A 21153-nucleotide genomic window follows, 5' to 3' on the forward strand; every position below is an offset into this window, starting at 1 on the left:
ATCGGCGGCGTCGAGTGTTACGCCGTCCAGGTATCAATGATCATCGCGCCCTCACGGCGCATCAGCAGACGCAGGTCCATCACGTCCAGCGGGTTGATCGGACGGATGCCTTCGATCAGCGCCTTTTCGGTCTGGCCATACAGTGCCTGCAACGCGAATCGACAGGCGTACACCTCACCGCCTTCGGCCATGAACGCCTTGATCTGATTGTTCACAGCGAGGTGACCCGGGAACGCCTCGGCACCCAGCGTCGGGAAGCCACGTTGCACGCCCAGTTGCACGCCCGGTCCGTAGAGGAGGACCTTGGTTTCGAAGCCTTTGCGCAACAGACGCTTGGCCTGAAGCATGTTGACCAGGCCAATCGAACCTTCGAACGCGATGGTGTGAAAGGTCAGCAGGGCTTTTTCGCCCGGCTCGGCTTTGACGTCCTCGAAGACCTTCTCTTCGTAATTGACCAGGAAGTCGCCGTCTTGATAGTGGTTGATGTCTACGCTTGGCATGTCGTCGCTCCGTTCGTTCAGGTGTTGTCGGTGTTCTGGATCGTTCACCGGGTGACACTGAGGTAGAGCGAACGCCGTGCCAAAAAATAAAAGCCATTTTCATCACGGGTTAACCGCTTGATTTCGAAGAAGATGCTGATCTGATCCGGTGATTTACCCACGTTCTGATGCTTTCCGGGCATTACGCATTCCCGTAGAAATACGAATATTCGTAGCGACCTATCACGAGATTTCGTAATCATGAACGAGCCAGACTCGCTGACCGGTTGGGCCGACCTCGCCTACTCCTCCCGGCACATGGTGTTCGAGCACTGCGCCGAAGCCATCGCCCTGCTCGACCCGTTCACCGACCACTTTGGCGACCTCAACATCGCCGCCTGCAAGCTGCTCGGTTACCCGCGGCAAGAGCTGCTGGCGTTGCCGGTAAGCAAACTGTTCGGTCATCAATTGGCGGACCTGATCGTGTTCACCCAGGCGGTGATGGACAAGGGCCGAGGCTGGACCGATGACTTGAGCTGCAACATCAAGACCGGCGAGCGCATTGAGCTGGAGATTTCCGCCACGACGCTGCAGGTCAAAAACAGCCCGCAGCTGATTCTGGTCATGCGCGAGGCGAGTCAGCAGAAGTACCAGCAGGATCAGGCCCACACCGAACGCACCATGCGCGGCGGCCTGATCGAATGGCGCAACATCCTCAACCTGTTTCAGGAGTCGGAACGCGACAACCAGTTGCTGCTCAGCTCGGTGGGCGATGGCATCTACGCCATCGACAGCGAGGGCCTGGCGACCTTCGTCAACCCCGCCGGGGCGCGCATGCTCGGTTGGGAAGTCAAGGACATGATTGGCAAGAACATCCACCGCATTCATCACCACAGCCATGAGGACGGCAGCCACTATCCGGTCGAGCAATGCCCGATCTACAAGGCCGTGCACGACGGCGTCGTGCATGAAGGTCGACAGGAAGTGTTCTGGCGCCGCGATGGCAGCTTCTTCCCGGTGGAATTCACCAGTACACCGGTGATCTCCGATGGCCGTATCGCGGGGGCAGTGGTGGTCTTTCGCGACATCACCGAGCGGCGCAGCACCGAAACCCAACTGCAAACTGCCCTCGATGAACTGAAAAACCTCAAGCAGCGCCTGGAAGACCAGAACGCCTACTTGCAGGAAGAAATCCATATCGAGCACAACTTCCGTGAAATCGTCGGCCAGAGCGCGCCGATCCTGAAAATCATCAAACAGATCGACGTGGTCGCGCCTACCGACGCCAGCGTGTTGATCAACGGCGAGTCCGGCACCGGCAAAGAACTCATTGCCCGGGCCATTCACCAGGCCAGCCGTCGCAGCGCGCACCCACTGATCCGGGTCAACTGTGCGGCCATTCCGACCGAGCTGTTCGAGAGTGAGTTCTTCGGTCATATACGCGGCGCGTTCACCGGCGCGGTGCGTGACCGCGTCGGGCGTTTCGAGCTGGCGGACGGCGGCACGCTGTTTCTCGACGAGATCGGCGAAATCCCGTTGGAGCTGCAAAGCAAACTGTTGCGGGTGCTGCAGGAAGGTCAGTTCGAACGCGTCGGCGAAGAACGCACGCGCAAGGTCGACGTGCGCATCATCGCCGCCACCAACCGCGACCTGCGCCAGGAAGTCGGGGCCAAGCATTTTCGTGAGGACCTGTACTTCCGGCTCAATGTCTTTCCCATCCAGTCCCCTGCCCTGCGCGACCGCCCGATGGACATCGCGCCGCTCGCCGCGCATTTCCTCAAGCAGGTCGGCAAACGTCTGAACATGCCCGGGCGCCGCCTGCGCAACAGCGACATCGAGCGGCTGCAGCATTACTCCTGGCCGGGCAACATCCGCGAACTGCAGAACGTCATCGAACGCGCGCTGATCACCTCGACCGGTGCCGACCTGAACCTCGACCTGCCAGACGAGCCCAAGGTCGCCCCGAAGGCCTCCCAAAGCACGCTCCCGGAACAGGGTTTCCTCACCGAGGACCAGATGCGCGAACTGGAACGCAACAACATTCACGCCGCGCTCAAAGCGGCGAACGGCAAGCTGTTTGGCAAAGGCGGCGCGGCTGAGTTGCTGGGTGTCAAACCCACCACGCTGGCATCACGGTTGAAGCGGCTGGATATCCTTCACGACTGACCGCCTGCCGACGAGCGCTTGCTGCGCCGACAGCGCTCGGAGCAGTAACACACCTCATCCCAACAGCGCTCCCACTTCTTGCGCCAGGTAAAGGGCAGCCCGCAGACGACGCAGACCTTGGATGGCAGTTCGCTCTTCTTCACAGCGACTGCCCTGCGTCGAGTCTGGCAAGGAGATCTTCGCCGCGCTGCCACAACGCTTGTTGTTTGTCTTCGTTCATACGGCCAAGGTTTTTGTAGATGATCGCCATGCGGTGATTGTGCTGAAGGAGATCACGGTGGCGCATCAGGAAATGCCAGTACAGGGCGTTGAAGGGGCACGCATTCTCGCCGGTGCTTTCACTGACTTTGTACGCACAACCCCGGCAATAATCGGACATGCGGTTGATGTACTGACCGCTTGCGCAGTAAGGCTTGGAACCCAGGAAACCACCGTCGGCATGCATCACCATGCCCAACGTGTTGGGCAGTTCAACCCAGTCGAAGGCATCGATGTAGATCGCCAGGTACCACTCGCAGATCTGCGGCGGCGAAATGCCCGCCAGCAGCGCGAAATTGCCGGTCACCATCAGGCGCTGGATGTGATGGGCATAGCCATGCTGCAGGCTCTGGCCGATGGCCTGGCTCATGCAGTTCATTCGGGTGTCGCCCGTCCAGTAGAACTCAGGGAGCGGCCTGCCGTTGTTGAAGGCGTTACGCTCGGCGTAATCGGGCATCAGCAGCCAGTAGACCCCACGCACGTACTCCCGCCAGCCGATCAATTGCCGAATGAAGCCTTCGGCGGCGTTGAGGGCGACGCGTCCCGACCAATACGCTGCCTCGACATCGGCACACAGCTGACGCACGTTCAGCAGGCCGATATTCAAGGCAGCGCTGATGCGCGAGTGAAAGAGAAAGGCTTCGTCAGTGGCCATTGCGTCCTGGTAGTCGCCGAAAGACGCCAGCCCATGGTCGAGAAAATGCGCCCAGAGCGTCTGCGCGCCCGCGTGGTCGACCGGGTAATCAAAATCCTTGAGCGAGCCGTAGTGATCAGCAAAGCGTTTGCCGACCAGCGCGAGCACCTCGTCAGTGATGGCATCCGTGGAGAAGCGCGCCGGCGAGGGCGCGGTCACGCCTTTGGGCAACGGTTTTCGATTTTCGGCATCGAAATTCCACGCGCCGCCGACCGGAGTGCCGTCACCGTTGAGCAACACATGGCCCTTGCGTCGCATCTCCCGGTAAAAAAACTCCATGCGCAGTTGCTTCTTGCCTTTCGCCCACGCGGCAAAATCGGCGCGGGAACTGAGAAAGCGCGTGTCACTGTGCCAATGGGTCACCAGGCCACCGTGCTTGAGTGACAACTCCAGGCGCCAGTCGCCGCACTCGGTGAGATGAACTTCCCGGGGCTGCAAGAGCGTCTGCCAGCGCTGCAGCTCGCCTGCCAGCGAGCCGGTGTTCTGCTCGTCCTCCAGGGTGACGTAATGCACGCGAAAACCGCGCTGCGCCAACGCCTGGGCGAAATGACGCATGGCACTGAACACCAGCACGATCTTTTGCGGATGGTGCGCAACGTGGGTGGCTTCCTCGACCACTTCCGCCAGCAGGATTTCGTCCACCTCAGGGTCCGCGTCCTGCAGCGAGGCCAGCTCAAAGGACAGCTGATCGCCAAGGACCAGACACAACCTGCGCACCGTCGTCACCAGGCCGAGTCCAGCGCCAGGGGCACACGCAGGGGCTCTTGCGGCCCATGGTCAAACCCGCACATTTCGGTGTGCACCACGCAATGCACCAGATAGAACGGCACGGGCGCTGGCAAATCCTCGAGCACCTCCCGTGCGTGTGTCACTGAACGAAGTTGCAGGGCCTGCCCCGTGCGGGTCCTGATCGGATGAACGGCCGACCCGACACGCGCTTGCAGCAGATAAATGCCACCCTCGATCGACAGCAGCTCAAGCTCCAGCGGTTCCTGCCCGGACGCCACCCAGGCACACAATTCGGTCAGGGTCATTGCTCGATCTCCTGCGCATCAGGCGCGGCAACGGGGGTTGGCGCCTCAGGTTGCTTGCGGAAAAACAGGGTCACCTGACCGGCCTCGACCCCGAACTTGCTCATGGACGACCGGTTGATCATCGTGCTGTCGTCCATCAGGTACATCCAGTCGTCGAAATCGACCTGATACACCTTGCCGTCCACCGGCAGGCTGAGCACGTATTTCCAGTGCAGCGTATTCCCTGCGACTTCACCCAGCGCTTCGCCGACCACGTCGGCAGCACGTCCACGCCAGCGCCCTTCCCCGTCGGGCGTCAGCGTCCAGATCCGTTGCTGGCGAGTACCGTCGCTGTAGGTGAAGTTTTCTTCGAGGATCATCTGGTCGCCACGGGGATAACCGTGGATCTTCACGACAAAGCGCTTGGTGACCTCCCCCGATCGTTTCTGAAACATGCCCCAGGCCTCGAGATGCCCGGTAAAAAACCGGCGAAGCTCAAGCGTCGGCTTTTCCTGCCGGTATTGCTGGACATCGACACTTGAACACCCCGCCAACCCGACGCATATCCACAGCAGCAAACGCTTGAGCATGATTTTCTCCAACTTTCGGCATCTGCCGATCAGGGCGGTTTGTTGGCAGGCCGGCCAATACCTGTACAAGATTGTCGTGTTGTACAAGTTATAGGCATCCGTTGCAACCGCAAAAAAAAAAGCGCCGGAGGGCGCTTTGAGAATGACGGGCAGCGAGGGGATAAAAACGGGCAACCGGTGTATCAGGCGACCGAAGACACGATCACACTGCTCTGCGCTGCCTTGGCAAACTTGATGGCGATGAACTTCGAGGTCGGGGTAAATGTGCGGTCGCCGTAACTGTCGAGCGGCACCAGCGGGTTGGTTTCCGGGTAATACGCCGCTGCCTGCCCTTTGGGAATGTCGTAGGCAATCAGGGTAAAGCCCGACACCCGACGCTCGCGACCGTCGTCCCACAGCGAAATCATGTCGACTTTCTCGCCCGGTTCGAAGCCCAGACGGCGGATGTCTTCTTCGTTGGCGAACACCACTTCACGCATGCCGTAGACCCCGCGATAGCGGTCGTCCAGCCCGTACAACGTGGTGTTGTACTGATCGTGGGAGCGCAGGGTCTGCAGGATCAAATCGGGTGTGTCCTTGAGGCTGCGAATGGCGGCATTGACCAGGTGTTCAGGCAACGCGTTGGGCATGAACCGAGCCTTCTGCGTGGTGGTGTGCCATTGACGGTCGGCGACCGGGTTGCCAAGGTGAAAACCGCCTGGATTGAGCAACCGCTGATTGAAGTTCTTGAAACCCGGAATCACGTCGGCGATCAGGTTGCGAATACGGCTGTAATCCTCCACCACCCAATGCCAGTCAATAGGGTGCTCACCCAGCGTGGCAGCAGCAATGCCGGCAATGATCGCAGGCTCGGACTTCATCAATCCGGACTTGGGACGCAACTGACCGTGGGAAATGTGAACCATGCTGAAGGTGTCTTCAACCGTGATGCCTTGGGGCCCGGTTGCTTGCAGGTCGATGTCGGTACGGCCCAGCGCGGGCAGGATCAGAGCGTCCTTGCCAATCACGAGGTGGCTGCGGTTGAGCTTGGTCGACATCTGCACGGTCAGGTCGCAATTGCGCAGCGCGGCATGGGTGCGAGGGCTGTCCGGGGTCGCTTGCGAAAAGTTGCCGCCCAGGGCGATAAAGACTTTGGACCGGCCGGCTTCCATCGCCTTGATCGCGGTCACGGTGTTGTGCCCTTCTTCGCGCGGCACTTTGAACGCGAAGCGGGTTTCGATCGCGTCGAGCAACCATTTCGGCGGAATCTCGTTGATGCCCATGGTGCGGTCGCCTTGCACGTTGCTGTGACCTCGCACCGGAGAGACGCCCGCCCCTTCGCGACCCATATTGCCGCGCAACAGTTGCAGGTTGATCACTTCCTGAATGGTCGGCACCGAGTGCGTGTGCTGGGTCAGGCCCATGGCCCAGCAGATGATCACGCGCTTGGCCTTGGCGTACATGCGCGCCGCCCGTTCGATGTCCGACAACGCCATGCCGGACTGTTCTTCGATCAGCGCCCACGGCGTGGCTTCGACGGCACGCAGGTACTCATCCAGACCGGACGTCTGGTCGCGGATGAACGCACGGTCGAACACCGGTTCGCCGCCGGTGGCCAGCGACTCCATTTCCCACGCCAGCAAAAACTTCGCCATGCCGCGAATCGCTGCCATGTCGCCCCCCAAGGCAGGACGGAAGTAGGCCGTGTTCGTGGGTTCCGAGCCGTTGCTGAGCATCTCAAGCGGGTGTTGCGGGTGTTGGAAGCGCTCCAGACCCCGCTCCTTGAGCGGGTTGAACACCACCACCTGAGCGCCACGCTTCACCGCCTCGCGCAATGGTTCGAGCATGCGCGGATGGTTGGTGCCGGGATTCTGGCCAATCACGAAGATTGCATCGGCCTTCTCCAGGTCATGGAACACGACCGTGCCTTTGCCCACCCCGATGGATTCGAACATGCCGACGGCACTGGCCTCGTGGCACATGTTCGAGCAGTCCGGAAAGTTGTTGGTGCCGTAGGCGCGCACGAAGAGCTGGTAGAGGAACGCGGCCTCATTGCTGGCCCTGCCCGAGGTGTAGAACTCGGCCTGATCAGGCGAACCCAGCTGCTTGAGGTGACGGGCGATCAGTGCGAACGCCTCTTCCCAACTGGTTTCCACGTAGTGATCGGTCGCCGCGTCGTAACGCATCGGATGGGTCAGCCGCCCCTGATACTCCAGCCAGTAATCAGACTGCTCCAACAACGCCGAGACGCTGTATTTGGCAAAGAACGCTGGATCGACGTGGCGACCGGTCGCTTCCCAGTTCACCGCCTTGGCGCCGTTCTCGCAGAACTTGACCATGCCGCTTTCCGGCGATTCGCCCCAGGCACAGCCCGGGCAGTCAAAACCGCCGTTCTGGTTGGTTTTGAGCATCGCGCGAATGTTCTTGAATGCGTTTTCACTGCCCAGCCAGTTCTTGGTCACGGCAATTAAAGCGCCCCATCCAGCGGCAGCCCCTTTATAGGGCTTATAACGGTCAACCTGGCTCATGCGAGTTCTCCAGGGTCGCGCAATCGAATACGCGACCTGTATCAGGGACGGACTTATAACGTTTTTACTTCATTAAAAGAGGAGCCAGTGCATTCTAAGTGCTTGAACTAATCTGGCCTTAGACGACAGTACGCGCGCACTAAAACGCTGTCCAATCGCTAGGAATGACCAAACAATAAGCGACATCTATCACCCGGAAAAACCTATACATAAGGGTTAAGCGCCGCTACGAATGGTTAAATAGCACACCTCATAGATACGGCTTATCGTGTGGTCATTCATAGTGATTGGACAGTTGAATAGTCGCTGTTTACCCTGCCCGCCTGATAGACCGACGCCGGGCCATTTATCGAGACGTGTTGAAATGCACGATCACGCCCCGCACCCCATCACCAAAAGAGGCTGACATGTCCCAGCGCGTGCTCACCGATGGCTTTGCCAGAACCGTGGATTATCTGAGGATGTCGGTCACGGACCGGTGCGACTTCCGCTGCGTGTACTGCATGGCCGAGGACATGACCTTTCTGCCCCGTCAGCAGGTGCTCAGCACCGATGAGTTGTTTCAGGTCGCACAGGGCTTCGTCGCACTGGGCACCCGCAAGATTCGCCTGACCGGCGGAGAGCCGCTGGTGCGCCCGGGTATCGTCGAGCTGTGTGCACGCATCGCCGAACTGCCGGGGTTGCAGGAACTGTGCATGACCACCAACGGCTCGCAGCTGGAAAAACTCGCCCATCCCTTGCGCGCAGCCGGTTTGAAACGGCTGAACGTGAGCCTGGACAGCCTTGACCCGGCACGCTTCCGGGAGTTGACGCGCACCGGCGACCTGGACAAGGTCATCGAAGGACTGGACGCCGCGTGGGACGCAGGGTTTAGAAACACCAAACTCAACTGCGTCGTGATGAAGGGCCGCAACGACCACGAAATCAATGATCTGGTCGACTTCGCCATCGCCCGACACCTGGACATCACCTTCATCGAAGAAATGCCGCTAGGCGCCATCAGCGAACACCGTCGCGCCGAATCGTTCTTTTCGAGCGACCAGGTCCGGAGGTTGATTGCTGAAAAACACACGCTGATCGACTCGGCAGAATCCACCCGCGGGCCCTCTCGATATTGCCGCCCTGCCGACGCACCCCACATGCGTATCGGTTTCATTTCTCCGCACAGCCACAACTTCTGCGCGACCTGTAACCGGGTGCGCTTGACCGTTGAAGGCCGGTTATTACTGTGCCTTGGCAATGAACATTCCGCAGACTTGAAAAGCGTGCTGCGCAACTTTCCGGGCGATCAGGGGAAACTTGAAGCGTGCATCATTGAAGCGATGAAACTAAAACCATATCGGCATCACTTTGAAGTCAATGACGATGTTCAAGTTGTCCGCTTCATGAACATGACCGGGGGTTGATCGCTTATTGAAGTCACGGCATTTGTCAGCACGCTCATTCCCACAGGTTGTATGTTTGGGCAGTCACAATTGCTCTGGCCGCTAAAAGCGCAAAACGCGCTTCGCTAAAGCGGGCTTTGCTTTTGATCTTCATACCGCAGCAGCACAGATACGACAAAGCGCGACCTGGGTGCAGGCTGAACGCAGATGGCGAAGAGTGGGCCGAGCTGCAGGGACGCCATGGCTGCATCAGCCCGGCGGAATGGTCGCTAGCATGCCAATGGTGATGGTCAGGGCCAGGAAGCCCAACAGGAAAATCGTCATCTTGGCCATAAGGCCTCCTCTCAACGACAGGTTTGCGGTGCAGATGAATGCACACCGCATCATTTGCTCCATTCGGCCTCGCTTGGGAGGTCTGGAGTGGTTGCCAGTGTGGAGCGGATCACTGTTTCAATACAGCGCCAGGTTTGACTAAAAAATACGGATCAGATGCACATTTTCAGGGTGGTGGATCAGGTTGACCGCGTTTGCAGGGTTGACTGCCGCAGCCAACCTGATACACAGCGCCGCAGGGCAGACACGACAACGCCTCCACACGGGAGGCGTTGTTTTACAGGTCGGCCTGCGTATCAGCGAAGGTCGAAACGGTCCAGCTCCATGACTTTGGACCAGGCGGCCACGAAGTCCCTGACGAACTTCTCGTGGGCGTCCGCGCTGCCATACACCTCACTTAATGCCCGCAACTGCGCGTGGGAACCGAACACCAGATCGACACGGGTGCCTGTCCACTTCACCTCACCGGTTTTGCGGTCGCGCGCTTCGAAGGTGTCGTTGCTGGCCGACGTCGGCTTCCACTCCACGCTCATGTCCAGCAGGTTCTTGAAGAAGTCGTTCGTCAGCGCCTCAGGCCGCGTGGTGAAGACACCGTGCTTACTTCCCCCCACGTTAGCGCCCAGGACGCGCAAGCCACCCAGCAACACCGTCATTTCCGGCGCGGACAGGGTCAGCAGTTGAGCCTTGTCGATGAGCAGTTTCTCGGCCGGCACCCGATACTGGCCTTTGAGGTAATTGCGGAAACCGTCGGCGATGGGCTCCAGAAAGCCGAAAGACTCCACATCCGTCTGCGCCTGAGACGCGTCCGTGCGGCCCGGCGAGAAGCGAACGCTGACCGTCTGCCCGGCATTTTTCGAGGCCTGTTCGACACCCGCGTTACCCGCGAGAACGATCAGATCCGCCAGCGAAACTTTCTTGCCACTGGACCCGCCATTGAACTCGCCCTGAATCCGCTCCAGGGTCCGCAGCACGTTCGCCAGTTGTTCAGGCTGATTCGCCGCCCAGTCTTTCTGCGGTGCCAGGCGCAAACGCCCGCCGTTGGCGCCGCCGCGCTTGTCCGAGCCACGGAAGGTGGAGGCAGCCGCCCAGGCCGTCGAGACCAGTTGCGAGACGGTCAGACCCGATTCGAGGATCTTGCTCTTCAGGGCAGACGCATCGTCGTGGTCGATCAGCGGATGACTGGCCTCAGGAAGGGGATCCTGCCAGAGCAGTTCTTCAGTGGGTGTTTCAGGCCCGAGATACCGAGCCAGCGGGCCCATGTCACGGTGGGTCAGCTTGAACCAGGCACGGGCGAATGCATCGGACAGTTGATCGGGATTGGCCAGGAAACGCCGCGAAATCTGCTCATACGCCGGGTCGAAACGCAGGGCCAGGTCCGACGTCAGCATGCGCGGTTCCTGACGTTTGTTCGGGTCGTGGGCATGAGGGATTTTGCCAGCCCCTGCACCGCCTTTTGGCTTCCACTGATGGGCACCGGCCGGGCTTTTGGTCAATTCCCACTCGAAGCCGAAGAGGTTTTCGAAGTACTCGTTACTCCACCGGGTGGGCGTGGACGTCCAGGTCACTTCCAGGCCGCTGGTAATGGCATCGCCGCCCTTCCCGCTGCCAAAGGCGTTGCGCCAGCCAAGCCCCTGCTCTTCAAGACCTGCGGCTTCGGGCTCTGGCCCCACGTTGTCGGCGGGACCGGCACCGTGTGTCTTGCCGAAGGCATGACCACCGGCGATCAGCGCCACGGTTTCCTCGTCATTCATCGCCATGCGGCCGAAGGTTTCCCGAATGTCATGGGCCGACTGGACCGGATCAGGGTGACCCTCCGGGCCTTCCGGATTGACGTAAATCAGCCCCATCTGCACCGCAGCGAGCGGGTTTTCGAGGTTACGTTCACCCTCGGTACGGCTTTGCTGTTCACCGTGTTTGGACGGTTCGGCGACCAGATCGCCGTGACCGGGCTGCTCCATCTCCTTGTGCGCACCGTAGCGCTCTTCGCCCCCCAGCCATGTGGTTTCAGAACCCCAGTACACGTCTTCGTCAGGCTCCCAGACGTCAGGACGACCGCCGGAAAAACCGAAGGTCTTGAAGCCCATGGACTCCAGCGCCACATTGCCGGTAAGGACAATCAGGTCCGCCCAGGAAATCTTGCGCCCGTACTTCTGCTTCACCGGCCAGATCAGCCGACGGGCCTTGTCGAGGCTGACGTTGTCGGGCCAGCTGTTGAGCGGTGCAAAGCGCTGTTGCCCCGAACCGGCGCCACCACGACCATCGGCGGTGCGGTACGTCCCCGCGCTGTGCCAGGCCATGCGGACGAAAAACGGGCCGTAGTGCCCGAAATCCGCTGGCCACCAGTCCTGCGACTGGGTCATGACAGCCAGCAGGTCTTTCTTCACCGCGTCGAAGTCCAGGCTCTTGAACTCCTTGGCGTAGTCGAACCCCTCGCCCATCGGGTCAGACAGCGAGGAATGCTGATGCAGAATTTTCAGATTCAGTTGATTCGGCCACCAGTCGCGGTTCGTTGTGCCGCCGCCAGCAGCGTGGTTGAACGGGCATTTCGATTCAGTTGCCATGTTTTGATCTACCTTTGGTCGTGTCCATCGACTGCCCGCCCCTTACAGGCTCAAGACAGCGACGAGGGAACTCAGTAGCACAAGGTGCTTATTGTTATCGCCTTATCAGGTTTCAACTGGACGGCCCAAGCCGACGCTAGATCAAGGGTAGACCCGATCGGCCAGAGTTCTAATAGTCAAAGCATTGGTGGCTGATAGAGGGAGACTTTCAGCCCTCAGGGCGGGGCTGACACGCCGCGTGTCATAACAGCGGCGCAGCGCTCTGCTACCCTGCCCGTCCCGACTGTCGACAGGTTCCCCCATGATCAACATCCGTGTCATGACGATGGACGACTACGATGCCGTCATCGCCCTCATGAGTCACACCCCGGGTATCTCGCTGCGCGACGCCGACTCCCGCGAAGCGACCGCCCGCTATCTGCAACGCAACCCCGGCCTGAGCTTTGTGGCTGACGTTGTGGCTGGAGGCGAAACGGGCCTCTGCGGGTGCATCATGTCGGGCCACGACGGGCGTCGCGGCTACCTGCAACACCTGCTGGTACTGCCCGAGTATCGGCGTCAGGGCATCGCTAACCGACTGGTTGAACGCTGCCTGTCGAGTCTGGACGCCCTGGGCATCGGCAAGTGCCACCTCGACGTGTTCAAAACCAATGAATCCGCTGCGCGCTACTGGCAGCATCAGGGCTGGACGCTGCGGGTCGACATCGACCGCTATTCGTTCACCCGGCCCGGCAACGAGAACGCCTGAGCCTGCACGGGGCCTCTGTTTGCCGATCAGTGGTTGTCCGCCAGCTCAGCCGCCGTTTCAACCAATAACTGGCGAAACCACTGGTGCGCCGGGTCGTTGCGATAGCGAACGTGCCAGGCAATGTCCACCGGAAAGGTGCCAAGGTCCACCGGCGATTCAATGACCTTGAGTCGCGGGTCCTTGGCGATCTGTTTGCAGATCAGCCGAGGCAACGTCGCGCAGTAGTCGGTGACCGCGATGATTTCCGGCACCGCCAGAAAATGCGTCACTGAAATCGCCAGTTCACGCCGCAACCCCTGCCGTTCCAGTGCCTGAAACAGGCCGACCCTCATGCGCCCCGGCGGCAACACGTTGACATGCCGCAGTTGCTCATACTGTTCTCGCGACAGGCTGTCGCCGACATCGGGATGGTCGGCGCGCACCACGCACGCCAGTCCATCGTCCATCAGGTGCTGAACAACCAGGTTGTCGGGCGGGTCGACGATCCGGCCCAGTGCCATGTCCGTCGTGCCTGACACCAATCCTGCTTCGGTCAGGTCCGCGCCAAATGGCGCCAGCGAGACCTTGATCCCAGGGGCCAACTGACGAAGCCTTGCCACCACGCTCGGAATCAGCACGATCTCGACATAACTGTTCGGCGCAATGTTGAACACACGGGTAGAGGTCCCGGCATCGAAATGCTGCCGCCCCAGAATGACGTCATCCAGCTTCGCCAGTGTTTCCAGGATCACCGGGCCGATTTCCTCGGCGAATGGCGTGGGCTTGATGCCATAGCGTTCACGGATGAACAGCGGGTCCTTGAGCGTGTCGCGCAGCCGGTTGAGTGCGTTCGACAACGCAGGCTGGGTGATGCCCAGACGCGCAGCGGCGCGCGTGACGCTGCGCTCTTCCATCAGCGCCATGAAAACCGGCAAAAGATTGAGGTCGTATCGCATGACTCATAACGCTCTGTGAATATCTAGAATCAGATAAGTAAATTTCTCGAATATCTGGGCGTGGGGCAAAGTTAGCGCATTCAACGGGATCGGCCAACTCAAGCGAGAGACGATCCGGCATCGATCCGATGCAAAGCGCTTCAACGCTGACCTTCAACCCAGACCTTCTTAACGTTCGAGGAAATGACCATGAGCATCAAACACGTGCTGTTCGTTGTGACCAACACCGCTGAAATCGGCCCGAACCGCCGCAGCACCGGGTATTTCTTCCCTGAAATCGCTCACCCATTCGAGGTCTTCGCCGAAGCGGGCATCGCGGTGGAATACGCGTCGCTGCTGGGCGGCACCCCGCCGGAAGACGGGTATGACGACACCGACCCTGCACAAGTGGCGTTCCGTCACAGCGACTCCTTCCGCCGCATGGGCAACAGCCGCCCGCTGTCGCAGGTCGATGTCCTGGATTACGACGCGATCTTCTTCCCTGGCGGCCTGGGTCCGATGGTCGACATTGCCAACAACCCACAGATCCAGCGCGCCATTGAACGCGCCTGGCAAGGTGGCAAGATCGTCGCCGCTGTTTGCCACGGGCCCGCTGCCCTGCTGGGTGTGAAACTCGAAGACGGTACGCCGCTGGTTCAAGGTCGCAAGCTGACCGGGTTCTCGAACGCTGAAGAGCTGGGTTACGCCCAGGCGGATGTTCCGTTTCTGCTGGAAGATGCGCTGCGCGCGGAAGGTGCCGTATATTCGGCGGCCGAAGTCTGGCAGGAGAACATCGTCGTAGACGGTCGCCTGATGACCGGGCAGAACCCGGGATCGGGTGGTGCGCTGGCCAAAGCGATGGTCCAGGCCCTGCGCTGAAAAACGCAGGCGTCGAACCCGGCGGATGCCGCGCCGGGTGTCACCCAAGACCCGACACCGGTTGGGTCGTCGATTCCGACAACACAGTGTGTTATTGCTGAATTCACCGAGGAAACCAACATGTCCGCCTACGTTATCTTCATCCGCGAAAAAACCACCGATGCGGCAGAAATGCAGCAGTACGCAGAAACCGCACCGGCCGCGCGCGCGGGTCACGACATCACCCGCCTGGCATTTTATGGCCAACTCGACGTGCTGGAAGGTCCATCGGCCGAAGGCGTCGCGATCCTGCGTTTCCCCGACATGGCCGCCGCCCGCGCCTGGTATGACAGCCCGGCTTATGAGGCGGCGCGTCAGCATCGCTTCAAAGGCGCCGAGTACCGCATGCTGCTGGTTGAAGGGGTTGACGCGTTACCGGTCTGACCCAGGTCTGGCAGGCGCGCCGGCCCATCGTCGGCGCGCCGGTCGTGGTGCCCTCACACAACCTTCAGCACAATCTTGCCGATATGTTCGCCCTCTTCCATTCGCCGATGGGCATTGGCCGCCTCCGCCAGCGGGTAAACCCGGTCGATGATCGGCAGGCATTGGCCCTGCTTTAACAGCGGCCAGACCGAGGTGTGCACCGCCTGGGCGATCTCGGCCTTTTCCTCTTTGCTGCGCGAACGCATCATGGAGCCGGTGACCGACGCCTGTTTGTCGCTCAGCGCCGCCAGGTTCAGGTCCTTGACGTGAGCGCCGCCCAGAAAGCCGATGACCACCAGCCGTCCACGCCGCGCCAGAGACGCGAGGTTACGCTCAAAATAGCTGCCGCCCATGATGTCGAGAATCACGTCAACGCCCTTGCCACCGGTCTGCCGAGAGATGACGTCGTCGAACGCAGCTTCACGGTAGTTGATCGCCTCGCCGCCCAATGCGCGGATCTGCTCGCATTTGGCTTCGCTCCCCGCCGTGGCAAACGCTTTGATCCCCAACGCCTTGCACAACATCAACGCGGTCGTCCCGATCCCACTCGTGCCGCCATGGATCAACACGGTTGAGCCTTCGCGAGCCTGGCCCAGCTCGAACAGGTTGGCCCACACGGTGAAGAAGGTTTCAGGAATGGCCGCCGCCTGGATCATCTCGACGCCCTCCGGAACCGGCAGCGCCTGAGACGCGGGCACCACGCAGTACTCGGCGTAGCCTCCGCCGTTGGTCAACGCACAGACCCGGTCGCCCACGCTGAAACCGGAAACCGCCGAACCCAGTGCCACGACTTCGCCGGCCACTTCAAGGCCGGGCACGGGGCTCATGCCAGGCTTCATCGGATAGTGCCCCGCGCGCTGGATGACGTCAGGACGGTTGATGCCCGCCGCGTGAACCTTGATCAGCAGCTCATGCTCAGCGGGTTGCGGAACGTCCGCCTCGGCCAGATTCAACACCTCCGGACCGCCGGGCTGGGTAATTTCGATGTAGCGCATGCGTTTGGGCATATTCATGGGTGCTCCTCACAAGAACGGGTTACGAGCTCTGACAGGGGTTCGTCCAAGGCATTCAAGATACTTGCTCGATCTGCTCTCGCCTGCCTGCGCAGCGACGACACAGGCCTCACACGATCGGGTGTTCCGCGCCGTCCATGGTGATGACAGTCCCGGTGATGTAGCTCGCCTTGTCAGACGCCAGGAACAGCACCAGATCGGCGATTTCTTCCGGTCTGGCCATCCGCCCCATGGGGATTTTCTGGACGCTGCGCTCAATCGCGGCCTCGACGGTGATGCCAGAGTGCTGGGCATCGGCGGCCATGCCTTCGGCGACACGTCCGGTTTCGGTCAAGCCGGGGTTGATGCCCACGACCCTCACGCCCGCGCCCGCATAGGCGTTCCCAAGGCCCGCTGTAGCGAGCATTAGCGCGGCGTTGGCCGACCCGCCGGCGAGGTGAATGGGTTTGGCGACTTTGCCACCCGCACCGATGATGTTGATGGCCACGCCCTGACCGCGCGCAGCCATGCGTTTCACCACGGGATCGAGCACATTGATCGTCGAGAAGAACTTGGCGTCCATCGCCGCGCGCCAGAATGCCGGGGTGAGGTCTTCGGGTGGAGAACGCTTCGCCGCACCGGCCGAGTTGACCAGCACATCGATAGGGCCGACTTCCTGCTCGACGCGTTGCACCAACGCCGCGGCAAACGCCTCGTCGGACACATCCGCACTGAACCCGACAGCGCCCGGCAACGTCGCCAATGCAGCATCGATGTTGGCTTGCGAGCGTGAGCTGATCACGACACGGGCACCTTCTGCGAGAAACTGCGCGGCACACGCCAGCCCGATGCCTTTGGAACCGCCCGTGACCAGCACAACCTTTGCGTCAAAGCTCTTCATGACCCTGTTTCCTTGATTTGAGAAGGTGTCAGCCACCCTGAAACGAAGGCCACATTACGCCAGAGCAACACGCGGAAAACAGTGAATCCGCGCACCATCCGGTCCGTTCAGTCTTCTGCGCAAGCGCCACACGGCGCGCAGCCGTACGCCTTGAAGCGCTTGTCGCCTGCCGACAATTCTGCTGGGATGTGACCCTTTCCTTCAGAGAGTCATCAGCATGCTGTCGTATCAGGACCTGTTCGAATTCGCCGAGGGTTTCGACTCGTTTGTCCGTCGCGGCCTGCCGACGGAAATCGCCGCTGTGGCCGAGATAAAGGCCAGGATCGACGAACCTGACGCGATCAAGCCGCAAACGCTGCAGCGCGTGCGGGACGTCAAAGGCCGTTTTCATCTGCTCGTGGCAGGCGAAATGTGGTGCCCCGATTGCCAGATCAACGTCACGGTCATGGATTACCTGCAACGCACCCAACCGAACATCCAGCTCGGGGTCATCACCAAGGGGCGCGCCGAAAACGAGCTGAAACAGCGGCTGGAACTTGAGCGGATTTCGATTCCGTTCGTGCTGGTGCTGAACGATCAATTTCAGCCCGTTGGTCGCTTCGTCGAACAGCCGCGCGCCGTCATCGACGGTGGCGATGCCGTGAAACCGGGTTACCGGGCTGGCGGGTATCTGGAAAGCACCGTGCAGGACTTGCTCGACATTTTCGAGGCCGCTGTCTGACGCTGATTACGGCGCGTGCGGATGCCCGGGTGCGGCGTGTGATGGTGACGAAATTTCGCGGAGCCGCTTGTGTTATCCAGCCGGTGAGCCTTACTGAGTAGCGTGCTGAGCCGAAAACCGACTCGCGTCTTGATCACTTGCGCCACGCCCAGGAGATTTTGACATGGCTATTGCAAGTACATTGGCACCGCTGTTTCGACAATCCGTGGGCTTCGACCGTTTCAACGATTTTTTCGAGTCGGCGCTGCACACTGAAGCAGCCCATTGCTATCCCCCTCATAACGTTGAACGGTACGGCGACGACCATTACCGGATCGCGGTCGCCGCCGCCGGCCTCTCGGCAGACGACCTGGACTTGCAGATCGAGAGAGGCGTACTGACCATTTGCGGCGGCAAGCGGGAGTCCGACGGGGGCGTGACCTATCTGCATCAGGGCATTGCCCATGGCGCATTTCGGCTGGTGTTCCACCTGGCGGACCACATCGAAGTTCAAGGTGCGACGTTCGAAAACGGTTTGCTGATCGTCTTCCTGCTGCGTGTGGTGCCTGATGAGGCCAAGCCGCGGCGCATTCCTATCAATCGCCCCGGCGACGGTCCCGACCGACGATCGATCAATCGCCACTGAACGCCGGTTGACAGCTGACGAAGATCAGGAGGCGCCCGGAATGAACTTCAATGTGCCGACCACCCCATCATTGCCCCGTTCCGGGTTGTCCAGCGGATGACGGACGCCGTCATTGACCGGCACTTCTTCGAAATCGAACGGGCTGATCCCGTCCAGGCACGCTGCGTTGATCCCGTACTGATCGGGGCTTGAGCGGCGTTGATGATGGGTATAGATGCCACAGACAGAGCAGAAGAAATGTTTCGCAGCGCCGGTATTGAACTGGTAGAGCGTCAGCGCCTCCTCGCCAGCCGTAATCGTCAGATCCGACAGTTGCGCGCTCACCACCACCGCGCCGCGCATGCGGCAATACGAGCAGTTACAACGGCGTGCGGAGTGCAGGCCATCGGTCAACCGCACCTCAAAACGCACCGTGCCGCAATGGCACTGCCCGTTGATGCGTTCAATGTCTTTGTTCATGATCGTCCTCCTCCTGACCTCGGGTCGTTCGGCCTGCGCATGCCAAGCCGCGATGCTCTTGACAAAAAAGCACCCGAGGGTGCTTTTTCTGTCACTGCAATCAGCTGGACGCCACCACGGTGGCAGCCCTGGCCGAATGCAGTTTCTGATAGCTTTCGATCAACCGCAGATGCCGGTCGAGCCCTTCGAGCTTCATGCTGGTCGGGGTCAGGCCGTAGAAACGCACGCTGCCGTTCACCGAACCGATGGCGGCGTCCATGCGCTCGTGGCCGAACATCCGACGGAAGTTCACCTCGTAGTCGGCCAGCTCCAGATCGTCATCCAGCTCCATCTCCAGCACGACGTTGACGGCCTGATAGAACAAGCCGCGCTCGACCGTGTTGTCGTTGTATTGCAGGAACGCTTCCACCAGATCTTTGGCCTGCTCGTACTTCTGCAGCGCGAGGTAGATCAGCAGCCGCAACTCCAGAATGGTCAACTGACCCCACGCGGTGTTGTCGTCGAACTCGATGCCGATCAACGTCTTGATGTCGGTGTAATCGTCCAGTTCGCTGTCTTCCAGACGCTTGGCCAGCGTGCGCAAGCCGACCTTGCTCAGGCTGTGCAGGTTCAGGATGTCGGCGCGGAACTGCAGGGCCTTGTTGGTGTTGTCCCAGATCAGGTCATCGATCGGGTAGATCTCCGAGTAATCCGGCACCAGAATGCGGCAGGCCTTGGCACCGATGTGCTCGTAGACCGCCATGTACACTTCTTTGCCCATGCCTTCGAGGATGCCGAACAGGGTGGCCGCTTCCTGGTCATTGGAGTCTTCACCGCAGCCGGAGAAGTCCCACTCGACGAATTCGAAATCCGGCTTGGCGCTGAAGAACCGCCACGACACCACACCGCTGGAATCAATGAAGTGCTCGACGAAGTTGTTCGGCTCGATCACCGCCTGACCTTCAAAAGTCGGTTGCGGCAGGTCGTTCAAGCCTTCGAAACTGCGCCCTTGCAACAATTCGGTCAGGCTGCGCTCCAGCGCGATCTCAAGGCTCGGGTGGGCGCCGAACGAAGCGAACACACCGCCCGTGCGCGGGTTCATCAAGGTCACGCACATCACCGGAAATTCTCCGCCGAGCGATGCGTCCTTCACCAACACGGGGAAGCCCTGCTCTTCCAGACCCTTGATGCCCGCCAGGATGCTCGGGTATTTGGCCAGCACGTCCTGCGGCACATCCGGCAGCGCCATTTCACCCTCAAGGATTTCGCGCTTGACCGCGCGCTCGAAGATTTCCGACAAGCACTGCACCTGCGCTTCGGCCAGCGTGTTGCCCGCGCTCATGCCGTTGCTCAGGTACAGGTTCTCGATCAGGTTGGACGGGAAATAGACCGTCTCGCCATCCGACTGCCGCACGAAAGGCAACGAACAGATGCCGCGCTGGGTGTTGCCGGAGTTGGTGTCGTACAGGTGCGATCCCGAGAGCTCACCGTCCGGGTTGTAAATCGCCAGGCAGTAGTCGTCGAGGATCTCGGTCGGCAGCGCATCGTTGGGGCCGGGCTTGAACCAGCGCTCGTCCGGGTAATGCACGAACGCCGCGTTGGCGATGTCTTCGCCCCAGAATTGATCGTTGTAGAAGAAGTTGCAATTGAGGCGCTCGATGAATTCGCCCAGTGCCGAGGCGAGCGCGCTTTCCTTGGTGGCGCCCTTGCCGTTGGTAAAGCACATTGGCGAGTGAGCGTCACGGATGTGCAGCGACCACACGTTGGGCACGATATTGCGCCATGAAGCGATTTCGATCTTCATGCCCAGGCCGGCCAGGATGCCCGACATGTTGGCGATGGTCTGCTCCAACGGCAGGTCCTTGCCGGCAATGTAGGTGCCGGCCTCTGAAGTCGATGAGGGCATCAACAGCGCCTGGGCGTCGGCGTCCAGGCTCTCGACTTCCTCGATCACAAACTCGGGCCCGGCCTGCACGACCTTCTTGACGGTGCAGCGGTCGATGGAGCGCAAGATGCCCTGGCGGTCCTTGTCGGAGATGTCGGCAGGCAGTTCGACCTGAATCTTGAAGATCTGGTTGTAGCGGTTTTCAGGGTCAACGATGTTGTTCTGCGAGAGACGAATGTGCTCGGTCGGGATGTTGCGCGTGTCGCAGTACAACTTCACGAAGTAGGCCGCGCACAGCGCCGAAGACGCCAGAAAGTAATCGAACGGCCCCGGTGCCGAACCATCACCCTTATAGCGAATGGGCTGATCGGCAATCACCGTGAAGTCGTCGAACTTGGCTTCAAGTCGGAGATTGTCGAGAAAGTTGACCTTGATTTCCATGGGGGATTACCGAAACGAGAAAACGATTTGGCGGCCATTATCCGGCTTTTCAGGCGGAAGTCTTGGTTTTCGTCGGACGGCGGCTGTCGGCAGGCCCTGCATTCACCTGGCTGCCAGATCGGGCGTCGAGTGCCTGACGAACGGCATATTCATGGAACTCA

At 60.4% G+C, this 21153-nt stretch carries 21 protein-coding genes; 7 read left to right on the top strand and 14 right to left on the bottom strand.

What is annotated here, in order from left to right:
* Positions 1-17: 17 nt before the first annotated feature.
* Together BLS87_RS14870 and BLS87_RS34180 are read right to left on the bottom strand one after the other, a co-directional pair.
* Positions 18-500 (bottom strand): MSMEG_0572/Sll0783 family nitrogen starvation response protein, encoded by a 483-nt coding sequence (locus tag BLS87_RS14870; RefSeq protein ID WP_062387355.1) that lies wholly within the window; start codon positions 498-500, stop codon positions 18-20.
* A 44-nt stretch (positions 501-544) separates the two neighbouring features.
* Complete coding sequence (locus BLS87_RS34180) at positions 545-682, bottom strand: hypothetical protein (protein WP_167362070.1); 138 nt, start codon at positions 680-682, stop codon at positions 545-547.
* 58 nt (positions 683-740) lie between these two features.
* Between BLS87_RS34180 and BLS87_RS14875 the strand changes: the two genes are divergently transcribed.
* Positions 741-2645, top strand: coding sequence for a sigma 54-interacting transcriptional regulator (locus tag BLS87_RS14875; protein ID WP_074753250.1), 1905 nt, complete (start codon positions 741-743; stop codon positions 2643-2645).
* Here BLS87_RS14875 and BLS87_RS14880 read toward each other — a convergent pair.
* The 5 genes from BLS87_RS14880 to BLS87_RS14900 all read right to left on the bottom strand — a co-directional run bounded on the left by BLS87_RS14880 (position 2636) and on the right by BLS87_RS14900 (position 7707).
* Positions 2636-2788: a DUF2256 domain-containing protein gene (locus BLS87_RS14880; RefSeq protein ID WP_074753251.1), complete on the bottom strand. Its 153-nt coding sequence runs from the start codon at positions 2786-2788 to the stop codon at positions 2636-2638. The genes BLS87_RS14875 and BLS87_RS14880 overlap by 10 nt on opposite strands.
* Positions 2785-4323 carry a cryptochrome/photolyase family protein gene (locus BLS87_RS14885; RefSeq protein WP_074753252.1) on the bottom strand — a complete coding sequence of 513 codons (1539 nt, stop codon included), beginning with the start codon at positions 4321-4323 and terminating at the stop codon, positions 2785-2787. Before BLS87_RS14885 ends, BLS87_RS14880 begins: the two co-directional genes overlap by 4 nt.
* A complete protein-coding gene (locus BLS87_RS14890; protein WP_074753253.1) occupies positions 4320-4631 on the bottom strand; it encodes a DUF6482 family protein in 312 nt (103 codons plus the stop codon). The genes BLS87_RS14885 and BLS87_RS14890 overlap by 4 nt, the downstream gene beginning before the upstream one ends.
* Positions 4628-5200 (bottom strand): DUF3833 domain-containing protein, encoded by a 573-nt coding sequence (locus BLS87_RS14895; protein WP_074753254.1) that lies wholly within the window; start codon positions 5198-5200, stop codon positions 4628-4630. The genes BLS87_RS14890 and BLS87_RS14895 overlap by 4 nt, the downstream gene beginning before the upstream one ends.
* A 182-nt stretch (positions 5201-5382) precedes the next feature.
* A complete protein-coding gene (locus BLS87_RS14900; protein WP_074753255.1) occupies positions 5383-7707 on the bottom strand; it encodes an FdhF/YdeP family oxidoreductase in 2325 nt (774 codons plus the stop codon).
* A gap of 407 nt (positions 7708-8114) precedes the next feature.
* Here BLS87_RS14900 and moaA point away from each other — a divergent pair, with 407 nt between their 5' ends.
* Positions 8115-9113: a GTP 3',8-cyclase MoaA gene (gene moaA, locus BLS87_RS14905; RefSeq protein WP_074753256.1), complete on the top strand. Its 999-nt coding sequence runs from the start codon at positions 8115-8117 to the stop codon at positions 9111-9113.
* Between the two features lie 228 nt (positions 9114-9341).
* Here the strand turns inward: moaA and BLS87_RS34185 are convergent, their stop codons facing one another.
* Both BLS87_RS34185 and katG read right to left on the bottom strand, forming a co-directional pair.
* Positions 9342-9488, bottom strand: a complete 147-nt coding sequence (locus BLS87_RS34185; RefSeq protein ID WP_167362067.1) for a hypothetical protein — start codon at positions 9486-9488, stop codon at positions 9342-9344.
* Positions 9489-9721: 233 nt separating this feature from the next.
* A complete protein-coding gene (gene katG, locus BLS87_RS14910) occupies positions 9722-11986 on the bottom strand; it encodes a catalase/peroxidase HPI (RefSeq protein ID WP_074753257.1) in 2265 nt (754 codons plus the stop codon).
* A gap of 301 nt (positions 11987-12287) precedes the next feature.
* On the opposite strand from katG, the gene BLS87_RS14915 reads away from it, so the two are divergent.
* Positions 12288-12734, top strand: a complete 447-nt coding sequence (locus tag BLS87_RS14915; protein ID WP_074753258.1) for a GNAT family N-acetyltransferase — start codon at positions 12288-12290, stop codon at positions 12732-12734.
* 26 nt (positions 12735-12760) lie between these two features.
* Here the strand turns inward: BLS87_RS14915 and BLS87_RS14920 are convergent, their stop codons facing one another.
* The gene (locus BLS87_RS14920) at positions 12761-13669 is read right to left on the bottom strand and encodes a LysR family transcriptional regulator (RefSeq protein ID WP_074753259.1); all 909 of its coding nucleotides are present in this window, start codon (positions 13667-13669) and stop codon (positions 12761-12763) included.
* A 189-nt stretch (positions 13670-13858) separates the two neighbouring features.
* On the opposite strand from BLS87_RS14920, the gene BLS87_RS14925 reads away from it, so the two are divergent.
* Both BLS87_RS14925 and BLS87_RS14930 read left to right on the top strand, forming a co-directional pair.
* Positions 13859-14527: a type 1 glutamine amidotransferase domain-containing protein gene (locus BLS87_RS14925; protein WP_074753260.1), complete on the top strand. Its 669-nt coding sequence runs from the start codon at positions 13859-13861 to the stop codon at positions 14525-14527.
* A 120-nt stretch (positions 14528-14647) separates the two neighbouring features.
* Positions 14648-14950, top strand: coding sequence for a DUF1330 domain-containing protein (locus BLS87_RS14930; protein ID WP_074753261.1), 303 nt, complete (start codon positions 14648-14650; stop codon positions 14948-14950).
* A gap of 53 nt (positions 14951-15003) precedes the next feature.
* Here the strand turns inward: BLS87_RS14930 and BLS87_RS14935 are convergent, their stop codons facing one another.
* Positions 15004-16002: an NAD(P)H-quinone oxidoreductase gene (locus BLS87_RS14935; RefSeq protein ID WP_074753262.1), complete on the bottom strand. Its 999-nt coding sequence runs from the start codon at positions 16000-16002 to the stop codon at positions 15004-15006.
* 109 nt (positions 16003-16111) lie between these two features.
* On the bottom strand, positions 16112-16882 hold the full coding sequence (locus tag BLS87_RS14940) for an SDR family oxidoreductase (protein ID WP_074753263.1): 771 nt from the start codon (positions 16880-16882) through the stop codon (positions 16112-16114).
* A gap of 217 nt (positions 16883-17099) precedes the next feature.
* On the opposite strand from BLS87_RS14940, the gene BLS87_RS14945 reads away from it, so the two are divergent.
* Complete coding sequence (locus tag BLS87_RS14945) at positions 17100-17603, top strand: thioredoxin family protein (protein ID WP_074753264.1); 504 nt, start codon at positions 17100-17102, stop codon at positions 17601-17603.
* Between the two features lie 163 nt (positions 17604-17766).
* A complete protein-coding gene (locus BLS87_RS14950) occupies positions 17767-18228 on the top strand; it encodes an Hsp20 family protein (RefSeq protein ID WP_074753265.1) in 462 nt (153 codons plus the stop codon).
* A 24-nt stretch (positions 18229-18252) separates the two neighbouring features.
* Here BLS87_RS14950 and BLS87_RS14955 read toward each other — a convergent pair whose 3' ends face one another.
* Entirely contained in the window at positions 18253-18687 is a 435-nt protein-coding gene (locus BLS87_RS14955; protein WP_074753266.1) for a GFA family protein, read from the bottom strand.
* A 100-nt stretch (positions 18688-18787) separates the two neighbouring features.
* Positions 18788-20992: an OsmC domain/YcaO domain-containing protein gene (locus BLS87_RS14960; protein WP_074753267.1), complete on the bottom strand. Its 2205-nt coding sequence runs from the start codon at positions 20990-20992 to the stop codon at positions 18788-18790.
* Between the last annotated feature and the right edge of the window lie 161 nt (positions 20993-21153).

This window comes from Pseudomonas abietaniphila, from assembly GCF_900100795.1.
GTDB lineage: Bacteria > Pseudomonadota > Gammaproteobacteria > Pseudomonadales > Pseudomonadaceae > Aquipseudomonas > Aquipseudomonas abietaniphila.